Annotated in this window: 19 protein-coding genes and 1 tRNA gene; 12 read left to right on the top strand and 8 right to left on the bottom strand. The window is 61.6% G+C overall.

Going from position 1 to position 20,069, the window contains the following annotated elements; all coding sequences use genetic code 11:
* The first annotated feature begins 27 nt into the window (after positions 1-27).
* From G486_RS0105910 to ppk2, 10 genes are all read left to right on the top strand, one after another.
* Positions 28-942 carry a TauD/TfdA dioxygenase family protein gene (locus tag G486_RS0105910; RefSeq protein ID WP_027014707.1) on the top strand — a complete coding sequence of 305 codons (915 nt, stop codon included), beginning with the start codon at positions 28-30 and terminating at the stop codon, positions 940-942.
* 157 nt (positions 943-1,099) lie between these two features.
* The gene (locus G486_RS0105905) at positions 1,100-2,068 is read left to right on the top strand and encodes an ABC transporter substrate-binding protein (protein WP_245587258.1); all 969 of its coding nucleotides are present in this window, start codon (positions 1,100-1,102) and stop codon (positions 2,066-2,068) included.
* 279 nt (positions 2,069-2,347) lie between these two features.
* Positions 2,348-3,130: an ABC transporter ATP-binding protein gene (locus G486_RS21635; RefSeq protein ID WP_034386749.1), complete on the top strand. Its 783-nt coding sequence runs from the start codon at positions 2,348-2,350 to the stop codon at positions 3,128-3,130.
* A gap of 45 nt (positions 3,131-3,175) precedes the next feature.
* Positions 3,176-4,063, top strand: coding sequence for an ABC transporter permease (locus tag G486_RS0105895; RefSeq protein ID WP_027014705.1), 888 nt, complete (start codon positions 3,176-3,178; stop codon positions 4,061-4,063).
* An 81-nt stretch (positions 4,064-4,144) separates the two neighbouring features.
* On the top strand, positions 4,145-5,206 hold the full coding sequence (locus G486_RS0105890; protein ID WP_027014704.1) for a 6-phosphofructokinase: 1,062 nt from the start codon (positions 4,145-4,147) through the stop codon (positions 5,204-5,206).
* Positions 5,207-5,297: 91 nt separating this feature from the next.
* Positions 5,298-5,984: a TenA family protein gene (locus tag G486_RS0105885; protein ID WP_027014703.1), complete on the top strand. Its 687-nt coding sequence runs from the start codon at positions 5,298-5,300 to the stop codon at positions 5,982-5,984.
* Between the two features lie 66 nt (positions 5,985-6,050).
* A complete protein-coding gene (locus G486_RS0105880; protein WP_027014702.1) occupies positions 6,051-6,659 on the top strand; it encodes an HD domain-containing protein in 609 nt (202 codons plus the stop codon).
* Positions 6,660-6,668: 9 nt separating this feature from the next.
* Positions 6,669-7,040 (top strand): hypothetical protein, encoded by a 372-nt coding sequence (locus tag G486_RS0105875; protein ID WP_051303189.1) that lies wholly within the window; start codon positions 6,669-6,671, stop codon positions 7,038-7,040.
* Between the two features lie 181 nt (positions 7,041-7,221).
* Positions 7,222-8,439: a formate-dependent phosphoribosylglycinamide formyltransferase gene (purT, locus tag G486_RS0105870; RefSeq protein WP_027014700.1), complete on the top strand. Its 1,218-nt coding sequence runs from the start codon at positions 7,222-7,224 to the stop codon at positions 8,437-8,439.
* Between the two features lie 127 nt (positions 8,440-8,566).
* Positions 8,567-9,487: a polyphosphate kinase 2 gene (ppk2, locus tag G486_RS0105865; protein WP_027014699.1), complete on the top strand. Its 921-nt coding sequence runs from the start codon at positions 8,567-8,569 to the stop codon at positions 9,485-9,487.
* A 71-nt stretch (positions 9,488-9,558) separates the two neighbouring features.
* On the opposite strand, the gene G486_RS0105860 is transcribed toward ppk2, so the two are convergent.
* From G486_RS0105860 to G486_RS0105855, 3 genes are read right to left on the bottom strand one after another with little or no spacing between them, the layout of a single operon-like run.
* Positions 9,559-10,218 (bottom strand): mechanosensitive ion channel family protein, encoded by a 660-nt coding sequence (locus G486_RS0105860; RefSeq protein ID WP_027014698.1) that lies wholly within the window; start codon positions 10,216-10,218, stop codon positions 9,559-9,561.
* 4 nt (positions 10,219-10,222) lie between these two features.
* Positions 10,223-10,432 carry a hypothetical protein gene (locus G486_RS24400; protein ID WP_211233754.1) on the bottom strand — a complete coding sequence of 70 codons (210 nt, stop codon included), beginning with the start codon at positions 10,430-10,432 and terminating at the stop codon, positions 10,223-10,225.
* Between the two features lie 11 nt (positions 10,433-10,443).
* Complete coding sequence (locus tag G486_RS0105855) at positions 10,444-11,505, bottom strand: diguanylate cyclase domain-containing protein (RefSeq protein WP_027014697.1); 1,062 nt, start codon at positions 11,503-11,505, stop codon at positions 10,444-10,446.
* A 517-nt stretch (positions 11,506-12,022) separates the two neighbouring features.
* Here G486_RS0105855 and G486_RS21630 point away from each other — a divergent pair.
* Both G486_RS21630 and G486_RS0105840 read left to right on the top strand, forming a co-directional pair.
* Complete coding sequence (locus G486_RS21630; protein WP_084455074.1) at positions 12,023-12,469, top strand: DUF1090 domain-containing protein; 447 nt, start codon at positions 12,023-12,025, stop codon at positions 12,467-12,469.
* 81 nt (positions 12,470-12,550) lie between these two features.
* Positions 12,551-12,627 (top strand) — tRNA-Arg (locus G486_RS0105840).
* A gap of 26 nt (positions 12,628-12,653) precedes the next feature.
* Here G486_RS0105840 and G486_RS21625 read toward each other — a convergent pair.
* The 5 genes from G486_RS21625 to G486_RS0105815 all read right to left on the bottom strand — a co-directional run bounded on the left by G486_RS21625 (position 12,654) and on the right by G486_RS0105815 (position 19,919).
* Positions 12,654-15,008, bottom strand: a complete 2,355-nt coding sequence (locus G486_RS21625) for a CHASE2 and HATPase_c domain-containing protein (protein WP_245587253.1) — start codon at positions 15,006-15,008, stop codon at positions 12,654-12,656.
* A 302-nt stretch (positions 15,009-15,310) separates the two neighbouring features.
* Complete coding sequence (locus G486_RS0105830) at positions 15,311-17,062, bottom strand: FecR family protein (RefSeq protein WP_084455072.1); 1,752 nt, start codon at positions 17,060-17,062, stop codon at positions 15,311-15,313.
* Between the two features lie 17 nt (positions 17,063-17,079).
* The gene (locus tag G486_RS0105825) at positions 17,080-17,796 is read right to left on the bottom strand and encodes a response regulator transcription factor (protein WP_027014694.1); all 717 of its coding nucleotides are present in this window, start codon (positions 17,794-17,796) and stop codon (positions 17,080-17,082) included.
* 93 nt (positions 17,797-17,889) lie between these two features.
* A complete protein-coding gene (locus tag G486_RS0105820; RefSeq protein WP_027014693.1) occupies positions 17,890-19,194 on the bottom strand; it encodes a tryptophan--tRNA ligase in 1,305 nt (434 codons plus the stop codon).
* Positions 19,195-19,241: 47 nt separating this feature from the next.
* Complete coding sequence (locus G486_RS0105815) at positions 19,242-19,919, bottom strand: site-2 protease family protein (protein ID WP_034386747.1); 678 nt, start codon at positions 19,917-19,919, stop codon at positions 19,242-19,244.
* Positions 19,920-20,069 lie beyond the last annotated feature (150 nt).

The raw sequence follows: 20,069 nt of genomic DNA, 5'->3' as shown, positions 1-20,069 counted from the left end.
GCAGGTGCTGTTCCAAGGAGTTTTGCGATGTCTGCCGTTCTCGCCGCACGAGACCATGTTTTTTCACCCCGACGACAGGATTTTGTGATCCGTCCCGTGCCCGGTGCGGCGGGCGGGCTCGGGGCCGAAGTCGTGGGGCTGGACTTGTCGCGTCCCTTGTCCCGGGACGATTTCGAGCGTCTGCAGAGCGCGCATTGGGAGCACCATGTGCTGGTGTTCCGCGACCAGCGCATCACGCCTTCCGAGCAGGTCGCCTTCAGCCGGCTCTGGGGGCCGCTGCAAATCCATGTGCTGCGCCAGTTCCAGCTGCCGGGCCACCCCGAGATCCTGCAGGTCTCCAATCTGCGCGATGAACAAGGCCAGCCCCTGGGCCTGGGCGATGCAGGCCAGCTCTGGCATTCGGATCTTTCGTACAAGGAAAAGCCTTCGCTGGGCAGCCTGCTGCATGCTCAGGAGCTTCCTGAAGAAGGCGGGGACACGTTGTTTGCCGACCAGCATGCGGCTTACGAGGCCTTGCCCGGCACGCTCAAGCAGCGCCTTGCAGGCCTGCAGGCCGAGCACAGCTATCTGCTGCATTACGAGGCCTTGCGCTCCAAAAGTCCCTGGCGCCCGGCGCTCACGCAGGCCCAGATCGCCGAGGTCAGACCTGCGGTGCATCCGGTGGTGCATACCCACCCGGGCAATGGGCGCAAGGCCTTGTTCGTGAGCGAGCATTTCACCAGCCGCATCCTGGGCCTGTCCGAGGGCGAAAGCCGCACGCTGCTGCAGCAGCTGTTTGCGCACAGCGTGCAGCCGCAGTTTGTCTACCGCCACCAGTGGCAGCCGCATGACATGGTGTTCTGGGACAACCGTGCGGTGCTGCATCTGGCTGCAGGCACGCCGTCCCATCTGCGCCGCAAGCTCTATCGCACCACGGTGGAGGGCGCCAGGCCCGTGGCCTGAACCGTCTCTCGCGCCGGGGCCGCGCAACGGCCCGGCGATTTCTCTGGCGCTCCCTGGATTCAGGGGCCGTCCCGTCTGCTTTCTTTCTGACTCAGCCATGAATTCATCTCTCTTTCCCCGTGTGCTTCGCACGCCGCTGATCGCAGGCTTGCTGGGCATGGCCCTGCTTGGCAGTGCCACCGGCGTGCATGCCGAAGGCAGTATCCGCATTGCCCAGCAGTTCGGCATTGCCTATCTGATCCTGGACGTGGTGCGCGACCAGCAACTGATAGAAAAGCACGGCCGCCAGCAAGGCCTGGATGTGAAAGTGCAGTGGGAGGCGATCTCGGGCGCGACCGCAATGAACGAGGCCTTGCTCGCGGGCTCGCTGGACGTGGTTTCCGCAGGCGTGCCGCCGCTGCTCACGCTCTGGGACCGCACGCGCGGGCGCCAGAACGTCAAGGCCGTGGCTGCGCTGGGCTCGCTGCCCAACTATCTGATCACCAACAACCCGGAGGTCAAAACGCTCAAGGACCTGGGTCCCAGGGACCGTATTGCCGTGCCTGCGGCCGGTGTGGGCTTTCAGTCCCGCACGCTGCAGATCGAGACCGCCAGGCAGTTCGGCAAGGCCGATTTCAAGCGCTTTGACAATATCTCGGTCAGCCTGGCCCACCCGGATGCGACGGCCGCCCTGATCTCGGGGGGCACGGAGGTGACTGCGCATTTCTCCAGCGCCCCGTTTTACTACCAGGCGCTGGAGGCCAACAAGAGCGTGCACAAGATCCTGAGCTCCTTCGACATTCTTGGGGGGCCGGCAAGCTTCAACGTGCTCTACACCACGCAGAAGTTCCACGACGAAAACCCCAAGACCTACAAGGCCTTCTACGCTGCGCTGGACGAAGCGGCCCAATGGATCCGGGGCAACAAGGAGCAGGCGGCCCAAACCTTTATCCGTGTGCAGAAGTCCAGGCTGTCGCCTGACTTCGTGCGCCGCATCCTCGAGGACCCGGAGAACGATTTCACCATCGTGCCGCATCGCACCTTTGTCTATGCGAAGGAGTTGCATGAGCTGGGTGTGCTCAAGAGGCAGGCTGACTCGTGGAAGGATTATTTCTTTGAAGAGGCGCATGCGGGAAATGGAAGCTGAGGCGTATGTCGGGCGGCGTGCTGCGCCATGCGTGAGCGATGGGAGAAGATGAATATGACGAATCTGATATCCGGACAGAGCGGCCTTGAAAGCCGTCCGGCCGGCTGGGATGGGCTCAAAAGCGCCTGGGGCAATGCCCGTGCTGCCTGGCAGCGGTCGTCGCTGGCGCGGGTCTCGGGCTCCAGGCAGGAATCGCCGAGATCTCAGTTTGGATCGCCAGTAGCGCTTGCTGGTAAGGCGCAGAGTGCTCCTGATTTGGAAGCGAACCCAGTGCCACCAATGCCGGCTGCCATACAGCCGCTGCTGCAGGTGCAGGACGTGAGCCTGATCTACGCCACAAGCCGTCAGAAGGTGCGCGCCACACACAGGCTGAGCCTGGATGTGTTCGAGGGCGACCGCTTTGTGCTGCTGGGTGCATCGGGCTGCGGCAAGAGCAGCCTGCTAAAGGCCCTGGGCGGTTTTCTGCGGCCTGCGCAAGGCCGGATCCTGCTCGACGGCCAGCCCGTGCATGGGCCGGGGCCGGACAGGGTGGCGGTGTTCCAGGAGTTCGACCAGCTGCCTCCCTGGAAGACCGTGCGCGAGAACGTGATGTTCCCGCTGCTGGCCTCGGGCCGTGCGGGCCGGGCCGAGGCGCGCGAGCGTGCGCAGGCCATGCTCGCCAAGGTGGGGCTTGCGCCTTTTGCCGACGTACATCCACATCAGCTCTCGGGGGGCATGAAGCAGCGCGTGGCCATTGCGCGTGCGCTGGCCATGCAGCCGCGCGTGCTGCTCATGGATGAGCCTTTTGCGGCGCTGGATGCGCTTACGCGCCGCCAGATGCAGCAGGAGCTGCTGGCGCTGTGGGAGGAGCTGCGCTTTACGCTGGTCTTCGTCACCCACTCCATTGAGGAGGCCTTGGTCGTGGGCAACCGCATCGCGATTCTCTCGCCCCATCCGGGGCGCGTGCGCGCCGAGCTCAACAGCCATGAGTTCGACCTCTCCAGCCAGGGCAGTGCGCAATTTCAAGCTGCAGCCCAGCGCATACATCGCTTGCTGTTCGAGCAGCAGGCGACCTCGATCTGATTTCATGGCCCTGGCTGCGCTGCGGCCGGGCCCGATTGCAAGCCCATGAGCCCTTCGTTCCAGACCCCTGTGGCGACCCCGCCCATACGCGCCGAGTACGAGCGCGAACTCGTCCCCCTGGACGGCATCGACCCCGTGCGCTCCCTGCCCTGGCTGGCGCGCCTGTGGAGCATGGCGGCCGTGCGCCGCACGCTGATCCTGGCCATGCTGGCCGGCCTGTGGCAGGCCGTGGCCTTGTGGCAGGACAACGAGTTGTTGCTGCCGTCTTTTACCGCCACGCTGCAGGCCCTGACCGAAGACTGGGGCAGTGGCGAGCTGCCGGCCAAGTCCGGGAGGTCGCTGTGGGTCCTGGCCCAGGGCTATGTGCTGGGCATGGCGGCGGCGTTGGTGCTGACCTCGCTGGCCGTCTCCACCCAGCTGGGGCGTGATCTGCTGGCCACGCTGACCAGCATGCTCAACCCCTTGCCCGCGATTGCCCTGCTGCCGCTGGCCTTGCTGTGGTTCGGCCTGGGGCAGGGCAGCCTGCTGTTCGTGCTGGTGCATTCCGTGCTGTGGCCCATGGCCTTGAACACGTATGCGGGCTTTCAGGCCGTGCCCGAGACCTTGCGCATGGCCGGCCGCAACTACGGCCTCAAGGGCCTGCGCTATGTGCTGCAGATTCTGGTGCCGGCCGCGCTGCCCGCGATTCTGTCCGGCCTCAAGATAGGCTGGGCCTTTGCCTGGCGCACGCTGATCGCGGCCGAGCTGGTGTTTGGCGCGTCCTCGGGTCAGGGCGGCCTGGGCTGGTATATCTTCCAGAACCGCAACGAGCTCTATACGGACAAGGTGTTCGCGGGCCTACTGACCGTCATCGTCATCGGGCTGCTGGTCGAGGTGCTGGGCTTTCATACGCTGGAGCGGCTCACGGTGAGGCGCTGGGGGACGCAGCGCTAGCACGCAGAGCAGGTGCTGTCGGGCGTCTTGTCATGGCTTGTCTATGGGATGATGCGGTCTTGTCCGACAAGAAAGACACAGATGCGCGTTGGCGTGCTAACCGGCGGCGGCGATTGCCCAGGCCTGAACGCGGTGATCCGAGCGGTCACCAAATCCCTGATCAACCATGGCCAGTGTGAGGTGCTGGGCATTGCCGATGGTTTTGAAGGCCTGATGGAGGCCCAGCCTCGTGTCAAGCCGCTGGAGTGGGATCAGGTCTCGGGTATTTTGCACATGGGCGGCACGGTGCTGGGCACCAGCAACAGCGCCAATCCGCTGCGCGACGAGCCCACGGCGGAGCAGGTGGCACGCAATGTGCGCGCGCTGGGCCTGGACGTGGTGGTGGCCATTGGCGGCGACGGCACCATGAGCCTGGCCCACGGCCTGGCCGAGCGCGCGGGCTTTGCCTGCGTGGGCGTGCCCAAGACCATAGACAACGACATTGCCTACTGCGAGCGCAGCTTTGGCTTTGACACGGCCGTGGCAACGGCTACCGAGGCGCTGCGCCGCATCGAGAGCACGGGCAACAGCCACCACCGGGTGATGATTGTCGAGACCATGGGCCGCCACGCCGGCTGGCTGGCGCTGGAGTCCGGCATTGCGGGTGCGGCCGACATCATCCTGCTGCCCGAGATCGACTACGACCTGCAGAGCATTGCCGCAGTTTGCCGCAAGCGCGAGCAGCGCCAGCGCTACACCATCATCTGCATAGGCGAGGGGGCCAAGGAAAGCGGTGCCAGCCTCACGGTGCGCGAACGCGTGGAGCACAGCCCGGATCCCGTGCGACTGGGCGGCATAGGCCATGTGTTGCGCGCGCGCCTGCAGCCTCTGCTCAGAAGCGAGGTGCGAACCACGGTGCTCGGCCATGTGCAGCGCGGTGGCGACCCCACGCCTTTCGATCGTGTACTGGCCACGCAGTTCGGCCACCATGCGGCGCGGCTGGTGCTGGCCGGGCAGTTCGGCCACATGGTGACCTTGCAGAGCGGCAGGATAGGCAGCGTGGAGATCGCCAGCGTGGCCAATACCCAGCGCACCATTCCCGAAGGGCATGGCCTGCTCACGATGGCGCGTGACATCGGTATTTCCCTGGGCGAGCCAGCATGAGCCGTTGGGATGCGGTGACGCACGCAATAGCCTTGTGCAGGCAGTCTCTTCAACCCTGAATTCAGGACCTGGATTTTTTGAGAACCTATTGATGACTTCCGATCAGACTTCCCCAGGCTTTTCCGAACAACTGCGCCTGGCCAGCATCAGCGACTGGAATGCCTGCGTACAGCACCGCTTTGTCGATGAGATCTTTGACGGCAGCCTGGACGACGCCGTGCTGCGCCACTATCTGGTGCAGGACTACCAGTTCATCAACCGCTTTGTGGCCCTGCTGGGCGCGGCCATTGCCAGTGCCGATGTGTTTGCGCCGCGCGTGCGCCTGTCGCAGTTCGCGGCCATGATCACCAGCGACGAGAACACCTATTTCCTGCGCAGCTTTGACGTGCTGGGCGTGGACCAGGAGCAGCGCCTGACACCGGTGCTCACCCCCCAGACACAGGCTTTTCAGCAGCTGATGTACGAGGCCGCACAAAGCCTTTCTTACGCCAACTGCATTGCCGTGCTGGCCGTGGCCGAAGGCCTGTACCTGGACTGGGCCGACCAGCCCGCCAAGCAACAGCTGCCGCTGCCTGCGCGCTTTGAACATGCGGAGTGGATCACGCTGCACGCCAATGACTTCTTCCGCGACTTTGTGGGCTGGTTGCGCAGCGAACTGGACCGCGTGGGCCGGCAACTGGACGCAGCGGCCAGTGCCGAGGCCGCAAGCTTCTTCGCCCGCGCCGTGGCGCTGGAGCGTGCCTTTTTTGACCATGTATACCTGGACGCAGAGGCCTGAATGATCTGGCCTGCGCGGCGCAGTACTGTGAGCCAGCCGGTAAGTCAGCATGTAGCCGACACCGGCATGCTGGTCCGATCCTGGCAACGCGCCTGGGCCGCGCTGGGCATGCCTGCGCCCCAGGCTGTTTTGGACAGCCTGCTGGCCGCCTACCAAGAGGCACAGCGCAGCTACCACACGCTGCAGCATGTGCAGGAAATGCTGGCACTGCTGGAGCCCGTGCTGATCCAGGCGCAGCGCCCAGGCGAGCTGGAGCTGGCGCTGTGGTTTCACGATGCGGTCTACCAGCCCCAGGCCAAGGACAACGAGCTGCAAAGTGCCGACTGGGCTGCCAAGGTGATGCGGGCGCAAGAGGTAGACGAGGCAGCGGTGCAGCGCGTACACAGCCTGATCATGGCCACCTGCCATGCGGCCCAGCCGCAGCAGCCCGATGCCCGGTTGCTGGTGGATATCGACCTGGCCATTCTGGCTGCCGATGCCCCGCGCTTTGCCGAGTACGAGCAGCAGATACGCGCGGAGTACCGCTGGGTGCCGTCCTTGATCTACCGCACCAAACGCCGCGCCGTGTTGCAGTCTTTCATGGAGCGTGATGCCATCTACAGCACGCCGGTATTTCGCGAGCGCCTGGAGGCCGCAGCCCGGCGCAATCTGGAGCAGGCCTTGCATGTGAAATAAGGAGAGACCATGCCGGAACGTCTCACACGACAGCCATGGGTGGCGGGCTTTTTCATCGCCATGGTGTGCAGCCTGAGCCCGTCAGCTCAGGCCGCAGAGTGGAAGATTTGCGATCTGCAGGTGCAATTGCGAGACAAGCAAAACAACCCGGCCGAGCTGCAAACCCGGGTGAAGGAAAGCAGCACGCCCAATGCTGCGGAATGCCCGCAAGAGGGAACGGCCCTGAGCTTTCGCCCTGAAACCGAGGACTACCAAAGCATGCTGCCGCGCCGCCAATGGCCCAAACCTGGACAGACCGTGCGGGTGCGGTTTCGCTATCTGGATGGGGAATGCAAAGACCGAGGGCCTTGCCGGATCAAACACTATTCCGTCATGCGCTGATGCGTGCTGAAAAAGGCTGTAGCGCTTTGCCATCAAGCATCAGCCGCTTTTATTTCGATAGCATCTTGCTGGGCGAGGGCTGGTAGGCCCAGCGGCTCATGGGCCGTGGGCCTCCATGGGCCATCGTGGGCACCTATGATCCAGGGTTTCGCCGTTCTCACGCCAACCGCTGGATTTTTTCATGACCACCTTAGGAACCCCCTACACCCCCCAAGCCACCAAAGTCATGCTGCTGGGCAGCGGCGAACTGGGCAAGGAAGTGCTGATCGCCCTGCAGCGCCTGGGCGTGGAAACCATTGCCGTGGACCGTTACGAGAATGCGCCCGGCCACCAGGTGGCCCACCATGCGCGCACCATCACCATGAGCGACCCGGCACAGCTCAAGGCGCTGATTGAAGAGACCACGCCCGACCTGGTGGTGCCCGAGATCGAGGCCATTGCCACGCCCATGCTGGAGGAGCTGGAGGCCGCAGGTGTGGTCACCGTCATCCCCACGGCCCGCGCCACGCGGCTGACCATGGACCGCGAAGGCATTCGCCGCCTGGCCGCCGAAACCCTGGGCCTGCCCACCAGCCCCTACCGCTTTTGCGACTCGCTGGCCGAGCTGCAGGCAGCCATTGACGGGAGCGACGGTCAGGCCGCCATTGGTTATCCCTGCGTGGTCAAACCGGTGATGAGCAGCTCGGGCAAGGGCCAGAGCAAGCTCGACGGCCCGGCCGATGTGGCCACCGCCTGGACCTGTGCCATGGCCGGTGGCCGCGTGGCCAAGGGCCGCGTCATCGTCGAAGGTTTTATCGACTTCGACTACGAAATCACCCAGCTCACCGTGCGGGCCAAGGGCCGCGATGGCCAGATCGCAACCCATTTCTGCGCGCCAGTGGGCCATATCCAGCAGGCCGGCGACTATGTGGAAAGCTGGCAGCCCCATCCCATGTCGGCCGCAGCCCAACTGAAGTCGCAGCAGATCGCCAAGGCCGTGACCGACAACCTGGGCGGCCTGGGCCTGTTTGGCGTGGAGCTGTTTGTGAAGGGTGACCAGGTCTGGTTCAGCGAGGTTTCGCCCCGCCCCCACGACACCGGCCTGGTGACGCTGGCTACGCAATGGCAAAGCGAATTCGAGCTGCATGCGCGCGCCATTCTGGGTTTGCCTGTGGACGCCAGCCTGCGCAACCCTGGCGCCAGTGCCGTGATCTATGGCGGCCAGGATGCCGAAGGCCTGGTGTTCGATGGCGTGGACGAGGCCCTGGCCATTCCCGGTACCGATCTGCGCCTGTTCGGTAAGCCCGAAAGCTTTGTCAAGCGCCGCATGGGCGTGGCCCTGGCGCGTGCGGCCGATGTGGAGCAGGCCCGCACCAATGCCAAGCTCGCGGCCAGCAAGGTCAGGCCGCGCAAGCCCTGAGCTGCCTGCGCATGTGGAGAGCCGAGGGCGGCAGGAGTGAAGCATGGCTTGTCATGAAACTGACGCAGACAGGCACTAGGCTCGGCGGCTTGTCGCGCCCCCGCGCGGCGAGCCAACAAGGTAGGCAATGAACTGGGACAACCGCGAAGAACTGCTGCGTCGCATAGAGAGCGACCTGCTGGACAGCCTGGACGAAGAGCTGGAGCTGGAGATTGAAGACCGTACGGGCGGGCTGCCCCTGACGCCGGGTGCGCCACCTGCTGCGGTCGGCAGCCATGCCACGCGCGTGGCCTATTTCAAGGAGTTGTTTCGCCTGCAGGGCGAACTGGTCAAGCTGCAGGACTGGGTGGCCAGTACCAAGCAAAAAGCCGTCATCCTCTTCGAGGGGCGCGATGCCGCAGGCAAGGGCGGTGTCATCAAGCGCATCACCCAGCGCCTGAACCCGCGCGTATGCCGCGTGGTGGCCCTGCCCGCGCCCAATGACAGAGAGCGCACGCAGTGGTACTTCCAGCGCTATGTACCCCACCTGCCGGCCGCGGGCGAGATGGTGCTGTTCGACCGCAGCTGGTACAACCGCGCCGGCGTGGAGCGGGTGATGGGCTTTTGTTCGGACGATGAGTACGAGGAGTTCTTCCGCTCCGTGCCCGAGTTCGAGCGCATGCTGGTGCGCTCGGGCATACGCGTGATCAAGTACTGGTTCTCCATCACCGACGAGGAACAGCACCTGCGCTTTCTGGGCCGCATCCACGACCCGCTCAAGCAGTGGAAGCTGTCACCCATGGACCTGGAGTCGCGCCGCCGCTGGGAAGACTACACCCGTGTCAAAGAGACCATGCTGGAGCGCACCCACATCCCCGAAGCGCCCTGGTGGGTGGTGCCCGCCGACGACAAAAAACAGGCACGGTTGAACTGCATACGCCATCTGCTGTCGCAGTTCGACTACAGCGAGGTGCAGCGCCCCGAAATCACCCTGCCCGAGCGCGTGCGGCATGCGGATTACATCCGCCATCCAGTCTCCGACGACATGCTGGTGCCCCAGCACTATTGAAAATCAGGCTGGCTGAAAAGAGCCTGGGCGGCATTGCGGCGCAGCCCGGCTGCGGCATGTGGAGCGCTGCTTCAGGCCTGGGCCTTTGGCGCAGTGGCGGCTTCGGGGGGCGCAGCGATTGCTGTGTCGGAGGCCACGGCCGGGGCGGGGCCGTGGAACTCGGGAACCGGCAAGCCGCCCTTCCAGCGGCGCAGAACGCGCTGGAAAATCAGCGAATTGGGGATTTGCAGCAGATTCGGGGTGCCCTCTGGGGCATGCGCATCCTCAAGAGTGATGTAGAGCATGTTGAAATCCACGACACGGCCTTTGGCTCCCGGCTTTTCGGCCGTGTCCAGTACCTCGATGTAGTCGCCCAGCCTGAAAGGCCCGACGATGATGATGAGCAGGGCGCAAAACAGATTCGACAGCACGCTCCATGCTGCAAAAAAGGCAACCGCGCCCACGGTGGCAAAACCTGTGAAGGCTGTCCACAGCACCGTTGCTGAGACGCCCAGACGTTCAAGAACCAGAGGGATGGTGGCCGCGATCAGAATCCAGCGAAACAGGCTGCGCAAGGTCACCGTGATTTCGTGTGGCAGGTCGTAGTGGCTGGCTGCACGGGCGATGAGGCGGCGAGCCATGCGGTTGAGCAGCCAGGCCGCGAAAACGATGAGAAGAATCTGGGCTCCGGGGACTATGAGCTCGAGCCATTCGAGCATCCACTCGGGCAAATGGGATTGGAGACGGCGCATAAATTCAGGCACTTGAAAAAACGGGGTGAAGGTGCATTGACGAACACATGGATCGCAGCAGATAAATAGCCGCCATCGTACGGTCGTGCAGCATGCCGTACTTCGCAACCCCGATTTTTTGCGCGAGAAAAGGCGAAAAAAGATGTGCGCCAAGCCGGCTTGGAACATGTTTGCGATCTTCTCGGCGCAGCGCCGGCATGGAGATCGTGAGCACGACCCTGGGAATCACATGCGCCGCTGCTCAACGGTGTCCATCTGCATCTCGAAGCTGAAGAAGCGGTCGCGCCCTTGGGCCTTGGCCGCATACAAGGCCTGGTCGGCGCGCATCAGCATGGACTCGGTGCTGGTGTATTCGTCGGGGATGCAGGTGGTGATGCCGCCCGACAGGGTGAGAACCGAGCCGTTGGGAGTGGGCAAGGCCAGGCGGCGCAGCATCTGCCCGAGAGCACGAGCAAAGGTCATGGCGCCGGAGCGTGGTGTGAACGGCAAAATGAGCGCGAACTCCTCTCCGCCATAGCGTGCAGCAACGTCACGCGGGCGTACACAGATCTCGCGCAGCAGGGTGCCGACTTTGCGCAGGCATTCGTCGCCTTGCACATGGCCGTAGGTGTCGTTGTAGCACTTGAAGTGGTCAAGGTCGCAGAGCATGAGTGTCAAGGGCTCGTTTCTGCGGCGAGCGGCGGCGATTTCCTGGTGAAGAATGCGGTCCAGGCCCCGGCGATTGACCAGGCCGGTCAGCATGTCGAGCTCGACCATGGCGTTGAGTTTGAGGTTGGCCTGGTGCAGCTCGGCCGACATGGCAGTCAGCCGGCGGCGCATATCCAGCAGCCGACGCATGGCGCGCAGCTTGGCGACGAGAACAATGGGCTTGACGGGCTTGACCAGATAGTCGTCACCGCCGGCCTCTATGCCACGCCAGACGTCGAGATCGTTGTTGAGCCCCGAGAGGAAAATGATCGGCGTCCACTCTCCAGGCTCGGCCTCGCGCAGATGTCGTGCTACCCAGTAGCCATCTTCGCCAGGCAGTCTTATGTCGAGGAGAACCAGGTCCGGACGGTGCTTCTTGAACAGCTCCAGTGCCGCTTGGCCGTTGTCGGCTTCGACTATTTCAGAAATGCCAGCCAGCCGCAGTTCGGACACAAGGCTTGCACGCACGGCAGCCTGGTCTTCGACAACCAGTACGGTAAAGGGTGACGTTGTGTCTGGCGAGGCAAGGCGGGCGCAGGTCGCCTCAATGGCCGGGGGCATGCTGGTTGTGTCGAAAGGGGGCAGGGGCTTTGCAGACATGGATAGGCTTTTGTTGATATGCCGGCGAAGATTTCCTGTATACACAGGCCTCAACAACTTGTGCATACGTGCAAATCCTGATTAAGTTTTCCACCTTGCTGCCGAGTTTGGGCAGGCGCATCGCTGCTAAAAAACCGAGCACGAGTGCTGTGAACCATTCACAACTCTTGCCCCGGAACTGACTGTATAGCGCACCAAGCCTGCAATCCAGCGGTTGGCTTTGAACGTGTTCAAGCCGTAGTCCGAAATGGCAGCACCGCCCAACCAGGTCTGGGTGGATTGCACATCGGCATTACCGATGAATGCTTGCTGGGCACAGTGCAAGGCGCTGGCATGCAACTCAGTCTTGGAAAGTCAGCTCATAAGCTTGGCATGGGGGCGGGCTTTGGGGCCGCCGGCTGCGATCTGTGCTGTGGCGATAAGCCGGGCTGCAGAGCGGGAATAAGATTTTTCCTAGACACTTGTCTGACATCAGGCGCAAGACTCCTGATGTCTGGTTTTTGAAAGGATAGGTGCGATGAGGACGATTCATCATATGTTGCTGCTGCTTTTGAGTGCCATGGTGTTCAATGCCCATGCCCAAAGCTCTTTGTGCGAGCGCAAGGTCGAAGAGTTGAAGTGGCAGATGGAAAACGCAAGGCAGTACGGAAACGTCTATCGTCTGCGTGGGCTGAATAGGGCGCTGGCCAGAGTTCAAAGCCGCTGCAATGATGAGGGCGTGCTTGGAAGCAAACGGAAGCAGGTCGAAGAGCAGCAGAAGGAGGTCGATGAGCTCATGGAAGAAATTCGTGAGTATCGGGCCGAGGGGCGCAGTGACAAGGTCAAGAAGCGGGAAGCCAAGCTTCAGCGCGAACTGGAGACTCTGGTGGACTTGCAGCATGAATTAAAGGCTTTGGAGAGCATGCGTGGTGAGGCCGGTGCCACTTCCTCCCCTTCAGCCAATACCCTGTCGCTGCGGCGTTGAGCTCTCTCTTTTTTGGGATCAATCCAATTTTTTGCATTTCATTCAAAACGGCCCTGGACGGCTGCTACAATGCGAAGCGTTGCGGCTGTAGCTCAGCTGGATAGAGTACTTGGCTACGAACCAAGGGGTCGTGGGTTCGATTCCTGCCAGCCGCACCATATTCAAGCCTTGGAGTCTTTGGACTTCAAGGCTTTTCTTTTGGCACCGCCTCAGTGCGGTGTTCCGGATCCTCCTGCTGGGTGCTTGCTTGGGGCAGGAGCAGGCTGAAGCAGCTGCCTTTGCCCTGGATGCTGCTGATTTCCAGCTGACCTCCATGACGCATAGCTACCGTACGGCTCAGGGCCAGGCCAAGGCCGACACCATCCATTCCATGATGCTGTTCGAGGCGCTCGAATGGCCGGCTCAAGCGGGCCACGGATTGGGCGTCCATGCCCGGACCATGATCGCGGATGGTAAGCCGCCAGTGCTGCCCTTCGTCGTGCAGCATGCATTCGACCACGGCCGGCTGCTTCGGGTCGGTGGGGTGACCGTATTTGATGGCATTGCTGATGAGATTGACGATGGCTCGCTGCAGCAGCCCCGCATCGCCCAAGATCTCGGCTTCCTGCTCCAGGGGCATGGACAGTAGCTGTATTTGATTGGCGGTGGCCTGGGGCCAGCACTGATCTATGGCTTGCTCCAGCAGATGGCCGAGATCCAGGCAGGTTCGGCGTATGACCTGCTGTTGGGCGCGGGATAGGTGTACGAAGTCGTCCGCAAGCTGGAGCGAAGACAGTGCATAGCCCTCTATGCGTGAGAGCAAGGCAGTGCGTGTAGCTTCGCTGGTATGTGGGGCGTGGCGCTGCATCTCCAGCAAGGTGATGATGGACGAGATCGGCGCGCGTATGTCGTGGGAGATGAACTGCATGGCCTGATCGCGCTGATTCTGGGCACTGCGCAGTTCGCTGATGTCTACCAGTGTAATCAGCCAGCCCTGGGTTGGCGGTGCATCGAAGGGCTGGGCTAGAACGATCAGGCTGTGGCCTTGGGCATCCTGCACTTCGCTATGGCGTGGCAAGCTCCCTCCTTCCAGGGTTGCGCTGCTCAACAGGATCTGGGGAGGCGTGGTATCGGTGGCAGGCGTCTTGAGGTCCTTGAGCAACTGCGGTAGCGAGTCGCCGATTTGCAGCTTCCAGCCGCGGGCCTGGGCATAGGCATGAGCTGTGGTGTTGGTCAGCAGAACCCAGCCCTGTCGATCGCAGACAAACGTTGGCGAGGGTAGTTGGCGCAGGCTTTCGCTGACGAAGTGATGCAGCGAACGCAGCTGGCGTGAGGCTTGCTCGACAGCCGTGATTCGGTGGTCCATCAAGTCGCCACGTCTGGGCGTATTTGGCATGGCCGGCAGACCCTGGCCCTGCAGGTCTTGCAGCTCCAACTGCAAGAAACTTGCAGCTGCCCGCAATCGCAGCCAGCTCCAAAGTGGATACGCCACAGCCAGGTCCACCAGGCCTGCAGCAGGCGCAGTCTGGATCAGCCATAGCCGCGGTGCCAGCCCCGCGAGCAGAAGGCTGATCAGCGTTAGCAGTACACAGGCGAGCATGCCACCCGATGGGCCGACCCAGGCCAGAGCCAGCAAGGCCAGCAGGACAGGGGTCAGGTTGAGAATCCTGTCCAGAGTTGCCGAGGAGGCTCTCAAATGCTGACCCTGAAGATTGCCGTTGAGCACATGGGCCAGCATTTCTATGCTGGAGATGGGACGTGTTCCTATGCTCAAGGGGGCCGAGAGCTTCTCGCCAAGGCCGGAGGCCGTGGTGCCTACGAGCACATACTTGTCGCGAAAGACCGCGTTGGGAATATTTCCCCGCAGCACATCGATGTAGGAATATGTGGTGAATGGTGAGCTCCACTCTCGGTCGTGGTCTGCATGCGCATGTGCAAAAGCCACGATGGAGTGCTGAGCGCGAATCCAGCGAGAGGAAGCGGCCTCGCTTTCGGGAAGGTGTGCGGGAGCGCAGCCATGGCCGGTCCTGCCAACGCACTGCAGCGCCTGGGCCATATGCCACCAGGGATTGGATGCAGGGCCCTCCAGCGCATAAAAGCTGCGTACCACGCCATCAGCGTCCACGGCCAGCTGGGTATGGCCTAGCGCAGCGACGGCCTCACGCAAGGAAGGTAGCGGTGCGGTCGCCTGGCTGGAGGTGAGCCCTTCTGAGCGCACCACGGGTAAAACGACGCGACCGTTATGCAGCAAGGCCTGAGCAAGAAGCCAGTCGTCGGCTGGATAGTCCCAGTCATCTTCGCTGAACACGACATCGAGTCCAACGGCACGAGGCTGGGCCGCACTCAAGTGTTCGATCAGGCCTGCGTGGAGGGCACGGCGCCACGGCCAGCGCCCTATGGCAGAAATACTGGCATCGTCTATGGCAATGATGATGATATGAGACGATGCCTTGGGCTGGTGTAGCCAACTGACCGTATCCTGAACCAGGCTGTTGATGCGCTCAAGCTGGCCTGGGCCGCTGAGCCAATACACCAAAGACAACAGACTGACTGCAAGCAACAACCATTCCTTACCCAGAGACATGCCGCGTTTGCGTGTTGGCGGAAGGGCTGGAGCAGGAGAGGCCATGGGAGCTGGCGGGACATGCTGTGGCGGGTTATGTGGCACGTGGGCTGTTGCGACCTGAGAAGGTCCAGTTGGTATTTTTCAGTCGTTGTCTAGTATCCAGATACCTGTTGGTTTCAAATGCGGTCTGATGCAAACACCGGCTGCTCGCAAGCTTCCTGGATTGGCAAAGAGGATGTGCAAGTCTTGGAGGCCTGTTTTGGGTACGACGTATTGACGGATACGTCGTACCAACCTTACTGGCGTTGCAGTATCTCCCCGCTGCCAGTGTTCCAGCGTTGTCCATCGGAGCTAACGATCCAGTCGCCGACCTGGAACGTGTAAGCGGGTGATGGGGCGCTGACGAGTCCGTTGCCGTCTTTCACTTGTAGGCGCAGAAAATACTGGTTCGAGGGCAGGTTTGCCGTACGCCACTGCGGTTTGTCGACCCAGGTATCGACCAGAAGGCTGGAGAATTCCGCATTTGTGGCAACCATCACGCGGTAGCTATGGCTGGCTTCGCCATTCCAATAGATATGGTCTTGAGCTTCACTGAACTGCAGTGCACTGCTTGGAACTGAGGCCAGACGCATGGCCTGAGGCGTGGCAAAAGGCCCTTGGTCGAAGCTGCCGTCCGCTAGTTTCCGCAGGCTGGCCGTGCGCCACAGATAGTCGCCGGCAGGCAACTGGCCTAGCGCAGAGGCTGCCAGTTCGCAGTCGGTGAGATCCGAGACATCTATCAGTGGGACGAAGCTCTGGGCACCTCCTGCAGCCGCGACCTGGATGCGGTAGCGGCTGGCCTGCGCAACCTTGGTGCAGCGCAAGCCACTCTCTCCAATGCCTATCGTGGCTCCGGCCACAGGTGCTTCGTATAGCGGTGCAATGGGATGGGCCTTGACGCGTATTTTGCGGTGGCTGGGCTGGCCAGGAATGCCCTGGGTATCGAGGCCTCGTACCGAGAGCAGATATTCGCCATCATCGATGTCGGTGAAGCGTATCGGCGATGTCTTGAAGACGTCGCTGCGCAGCACGGTGCTGAGCTCCTCGTCCTGGGCCAACTGAACCTGGTAGGCCACGGCTCCTTCAACGGAGGGAAGGGGAAGGCTGAGCCATTGCGAGTCTTCTGTCAGTGAAGGCCAATTCGACAGGTCAGGTGCGGTCAGCATGTGTCGAGGCGACTCCAGGTGACCATTGGCCGCAACCACGAGCTGCAGGCCCGGTCGCAGCAGGGCTTGCTTATGCTCGGCTTTGTCCGAGGACACCAGAACCAGTCCTTTGTCGACCGTGGCGCTGGTGGTGCCGGATGGATTGGCGTGCACTGAAAAATGCGTGCCTCTGACACTTGTGGTGGCAGCGGGAGTGCGTACTTCCAGGCGGCGTGGAGGCGGGTTGCGCATGGGAGGGGACGAGACTTCTACGCTGCCTGAGCGAAGATCCAGAACCGACTCCAGGTTGCCTGCTCGCCCTTTTTGACGCATCTGTCTGAGCTGAAGGTCGGATTCGGATTGAATGCGAACCAGCGAGCCGTCGGCCAAACGGATGGCGACAAATGCATTCTCAGCCAGACGCAGGCGATCACCTTCCTGCAGGCTCTGACCTTTGTGCAGCGGCTCAGCTGAGACAGGCAGGGCATTGGCTTCAATGCTGGATCGTGTGGCATGAGCATCTCCCTGTACGAACTCCACCGAGGCCATGGCCATGTGCAGCAATCGCATGGGAACTGTCAGGGCCGATCCAGGCTTCAGGCGATAGGGATTGACGTTGTTATTGCTTTGCTGCAGCAGCGGCCAGAGCTGATGATCGCCGAGGTAGCGGTCTGCGAGTTGGCTCAGAGTATCGCCTGGCGAGATTCGGTGTGCGATGACTTCCCCATCCGTCTGGCTGTTCAGCGGCTGTGGGGTGATTTGAGCATGCGCAGTGCCACCCACCGACAAGCCCAATACCAGCAGAGTGCAGATCGAGAGGCTGCTGCTCAGCCTGAATTGGAGGGTGGAGGAGGCATGGGGCATGCAACCAGGGGAAGGTCTCATAAGGCTGCAACGTTAGAGGCCGACATGGCTTCGTCAGGGACGTCCAGGCGGTATCCGTACCCGTAGACCGCACTGATTGAATAAGGCTGGCCGGCTCGCAAGTTCAGCAATGAGCGCAGCCGCGATATATGTGTGTCCAGGGAGCGGGACTGCACTTCGGCGTTATGCCCCCAGACAGCTTCGCGCAAGTGATCGCGTGACAGCAGGCGACCACGGTTCTGGAACAGTGTCAGTGCCAGCATATATTCGCGGTGCGTGACTTCCACCGGCTCGCCGTTGACCTCCAGGCTGTTGTTGACCGTGAGAAAGCGGTAGGGGCCGAACTCAAGCACGCTTTGTATGCAGGTCGGATAGGCCCGGCGAAGCAGTGCTGCAATACGCGCGTGCAATTCGCCTTGTCGCACGGGCTTGATCATGAAGTCGTCTGCCCCACAGGACAGGCCTTCGATGATGTCGGCCTCTTCGCTGCGATGGGTCACGATGATGACAGGCATGTCGCGGCTGACATGTTCGCGAACCCAGCGAACCACGTCCGTGCCGTTCATGTCCGGCAGGTGCCAGTCCACAATCAGCAGGTCGAAGCTTTCGCGGCGGAGCTCCAGTTGAAGGGCGCTACCGGTCTGGTAGGTGAGGCAGCTATGTCCTGCTGCCTGTGCGACTTGGCGCAGCATTTCTAGTTGCAGGGGATCATCGTCCAGGACAGCTATGCGCATGCGTTTTTCCTCTCACATCTGTGTTGCTAAAACACCAATCGGGGCGGAAGTGCTTTGCCTGCCGCTTCTCCGACGCTACTTGCTCTTAAGGCATCAGGTTTCGCAAGACTGACTCAGCAGTTCCAAGGCTGCCAGAATCTGCTGCGAATCCGTACCATCAATGGCCTGCAGGTGTGGCTGCAGATTTTTCAAGGCCTGGGCTCCTTCGCGCTGCAGCTGGCTTATGGCTTGGCCTGCCAGCTTGGGCGCATCAAAGCCCAGACTTTGCAGCAGCAGCCGGCCATCGGCTGCTAGCAGCTTGAAGTAAAAGCGGCCGTCCGCTTCGCGATATTGCTTGAACTGAGGCAGGGCCTGCTTGCTCGCCTTGGGCTTGCTTGACGTGGACGCCTGAACCAGGCTGCGCAGGCCAACAGCCGAGCGCAGCTCGCGCAAAAGAGGCGTGCTCAGGCGCCTGGCCTTGACGGCTCCGGCCTGCAAGATCGCCTCAAGCTCTTCGGGATGGGCAATCAGATGCTCGTAGCGTTCGCGCATGGGCGCCAGCTCATGATCTATGCGCTCAAACAGCATCTGCTTGGCATCGCCCCAGGCGATGCCGTCGGCATAGGCTTGGCGCAAGTCCTCGGTTTCTGCTTCGCTCGCAAAGCCCTGGTAGATCTGAAACAGAGCGGATCCTTCGACCGTCTTGGGCTCGCCCGGCATGCGCGAATCGGTGGTGATGCTGTTGATGAGCTTTCGGAGCTGCTCGCGTGAAGCGAACAGAGGAATGGTGTTGTTGTAGCTCTTGCTCATCTTGCGTCCGTCAAGACCGGGCAAGGTCGCCACGTTTTCCTCTACCTGGGCTTCGGGCAGGATGAAGAACTCGCTGCCGTAGAGATGGTTGAAGCTCGATGCCATATCGCGCGCCATCTCTATGTGTTGCACCTGATCCCGGCCCACAGGCACTTTGTGGGCGTTGAAGATCAGAATGTCCGCAGCCATGAGAACTGGGTACATGAAGAGGCCTGCAGTCACTCCATCGTCAGGCTCGATGCCTGATGCCTGGTTTTTGTCTACGGCGGCCTTGTAGGCGTGGGCGCGGTTCAGCAGGCCCTTGCCGGTGACACAGGTTAGAAGCCAGCACAGCTCGGGTATCTCTGGAATATCCGATTGACGATAGAAGGTGACATGCTTGGGGTCCAGACCTGCGGCGAGCCAGCTGGCTGCGATCTCTATCGTGGAGCGTTGCACTCGCGCAGGATCCTGGCACTTGATGAGTGCGTGGTAGTCGGCGAGAAAGTAGAAGTTCTCGACCTCGCGAGTGCGGCTGGCTGCGATGGCTGGGCGCAGCATGCCTGCGTAATTGCCCAGATGGGGGGTGCCGCTGGGTGTGATGCCTGTAAGAAAACGTGTGCTGCTCATGAAAAAGAATCGTAACAAAGCTCGAAGCAAAACGTGACTCTGCGCACTCAGCGCAATAGCCAGATCAGCGGGGCCAAAATGAGATTGATCGCCGTATGGCCAAGGTAGACCAGTGGCTGAAGCCAGAGGCTGCCCATCAGGCCTGCGATGACCAGGCCCATGACGATGAAGAAACCCCATGGCTCTATGCGCGCCAGAAGCTGGGCCTGGCGCCATGGAAGCAGGCCGATCAGAATGCGGCCACCATCGAGCGGAGGAATGGGGAACAGGTTCAAGGCCCACATGATCAGATTGACCAAGACACCTGCGCTGCACATCTCCAGGAAGAAGCGCTCTTTGACTCCCAGGGCTTGCAACAGCCAAAACAGTGCAGCCCAGAGGACGGCCTGGACGAAGTTGGATGCAGGGCCGGCCAGGGCCACCCAGATCATGTCCCGCTTGGGGTTGCGCAATTGGTCAAAGCGCACGGGTACGGGCTTGGCATAGCCGAACAGAAACGCACCGGAGGTCGCAAAGTACAGCAGTATCGGCATCAGGATGGTGCCGATGGGGTCGATGTGCTTGACCGGGTTGAGCGTGATTCGCCCCATCATTGCAGCCGTATGGTCGCCAAAATGGCGTGCAGCATAGCCGTGCGCCGCCTCGTGCACGGTAATTGCATACAAAACGGGCAGGGCGTATATGAGAACAGTCTGTATTAGGTTGCTTGTATCCACGGCAGGCATTGTCTCAGACAACAAGATCCTTGCTTCGAGAAGCCGACGTATATCCAGCGTCTGCGCTTCTTTCTGAGGGTGAGGACTTGCTTTTGATTAATTGGTTTTATGCGAAAGTTAAATATTGTTACTCAATTGTGATTATTTGTTTTATTTCAA

The organism is Comamonas composti DSM 21721, assembly GCF_000429845.1.
In the GTDB taxonomy this organism is placed as follows: Bacteria; Pseudomonadota; Gammaproteobacteria; order Burkholderiales; family Burkholderiaceae_C; genus Comamonas; species Comamonas composti.
The sequence above is the reverse complement of the archived record's forward strand: the minus strand, read 5'-3'. Positions and strand labels throughout refer to the sequence as shown.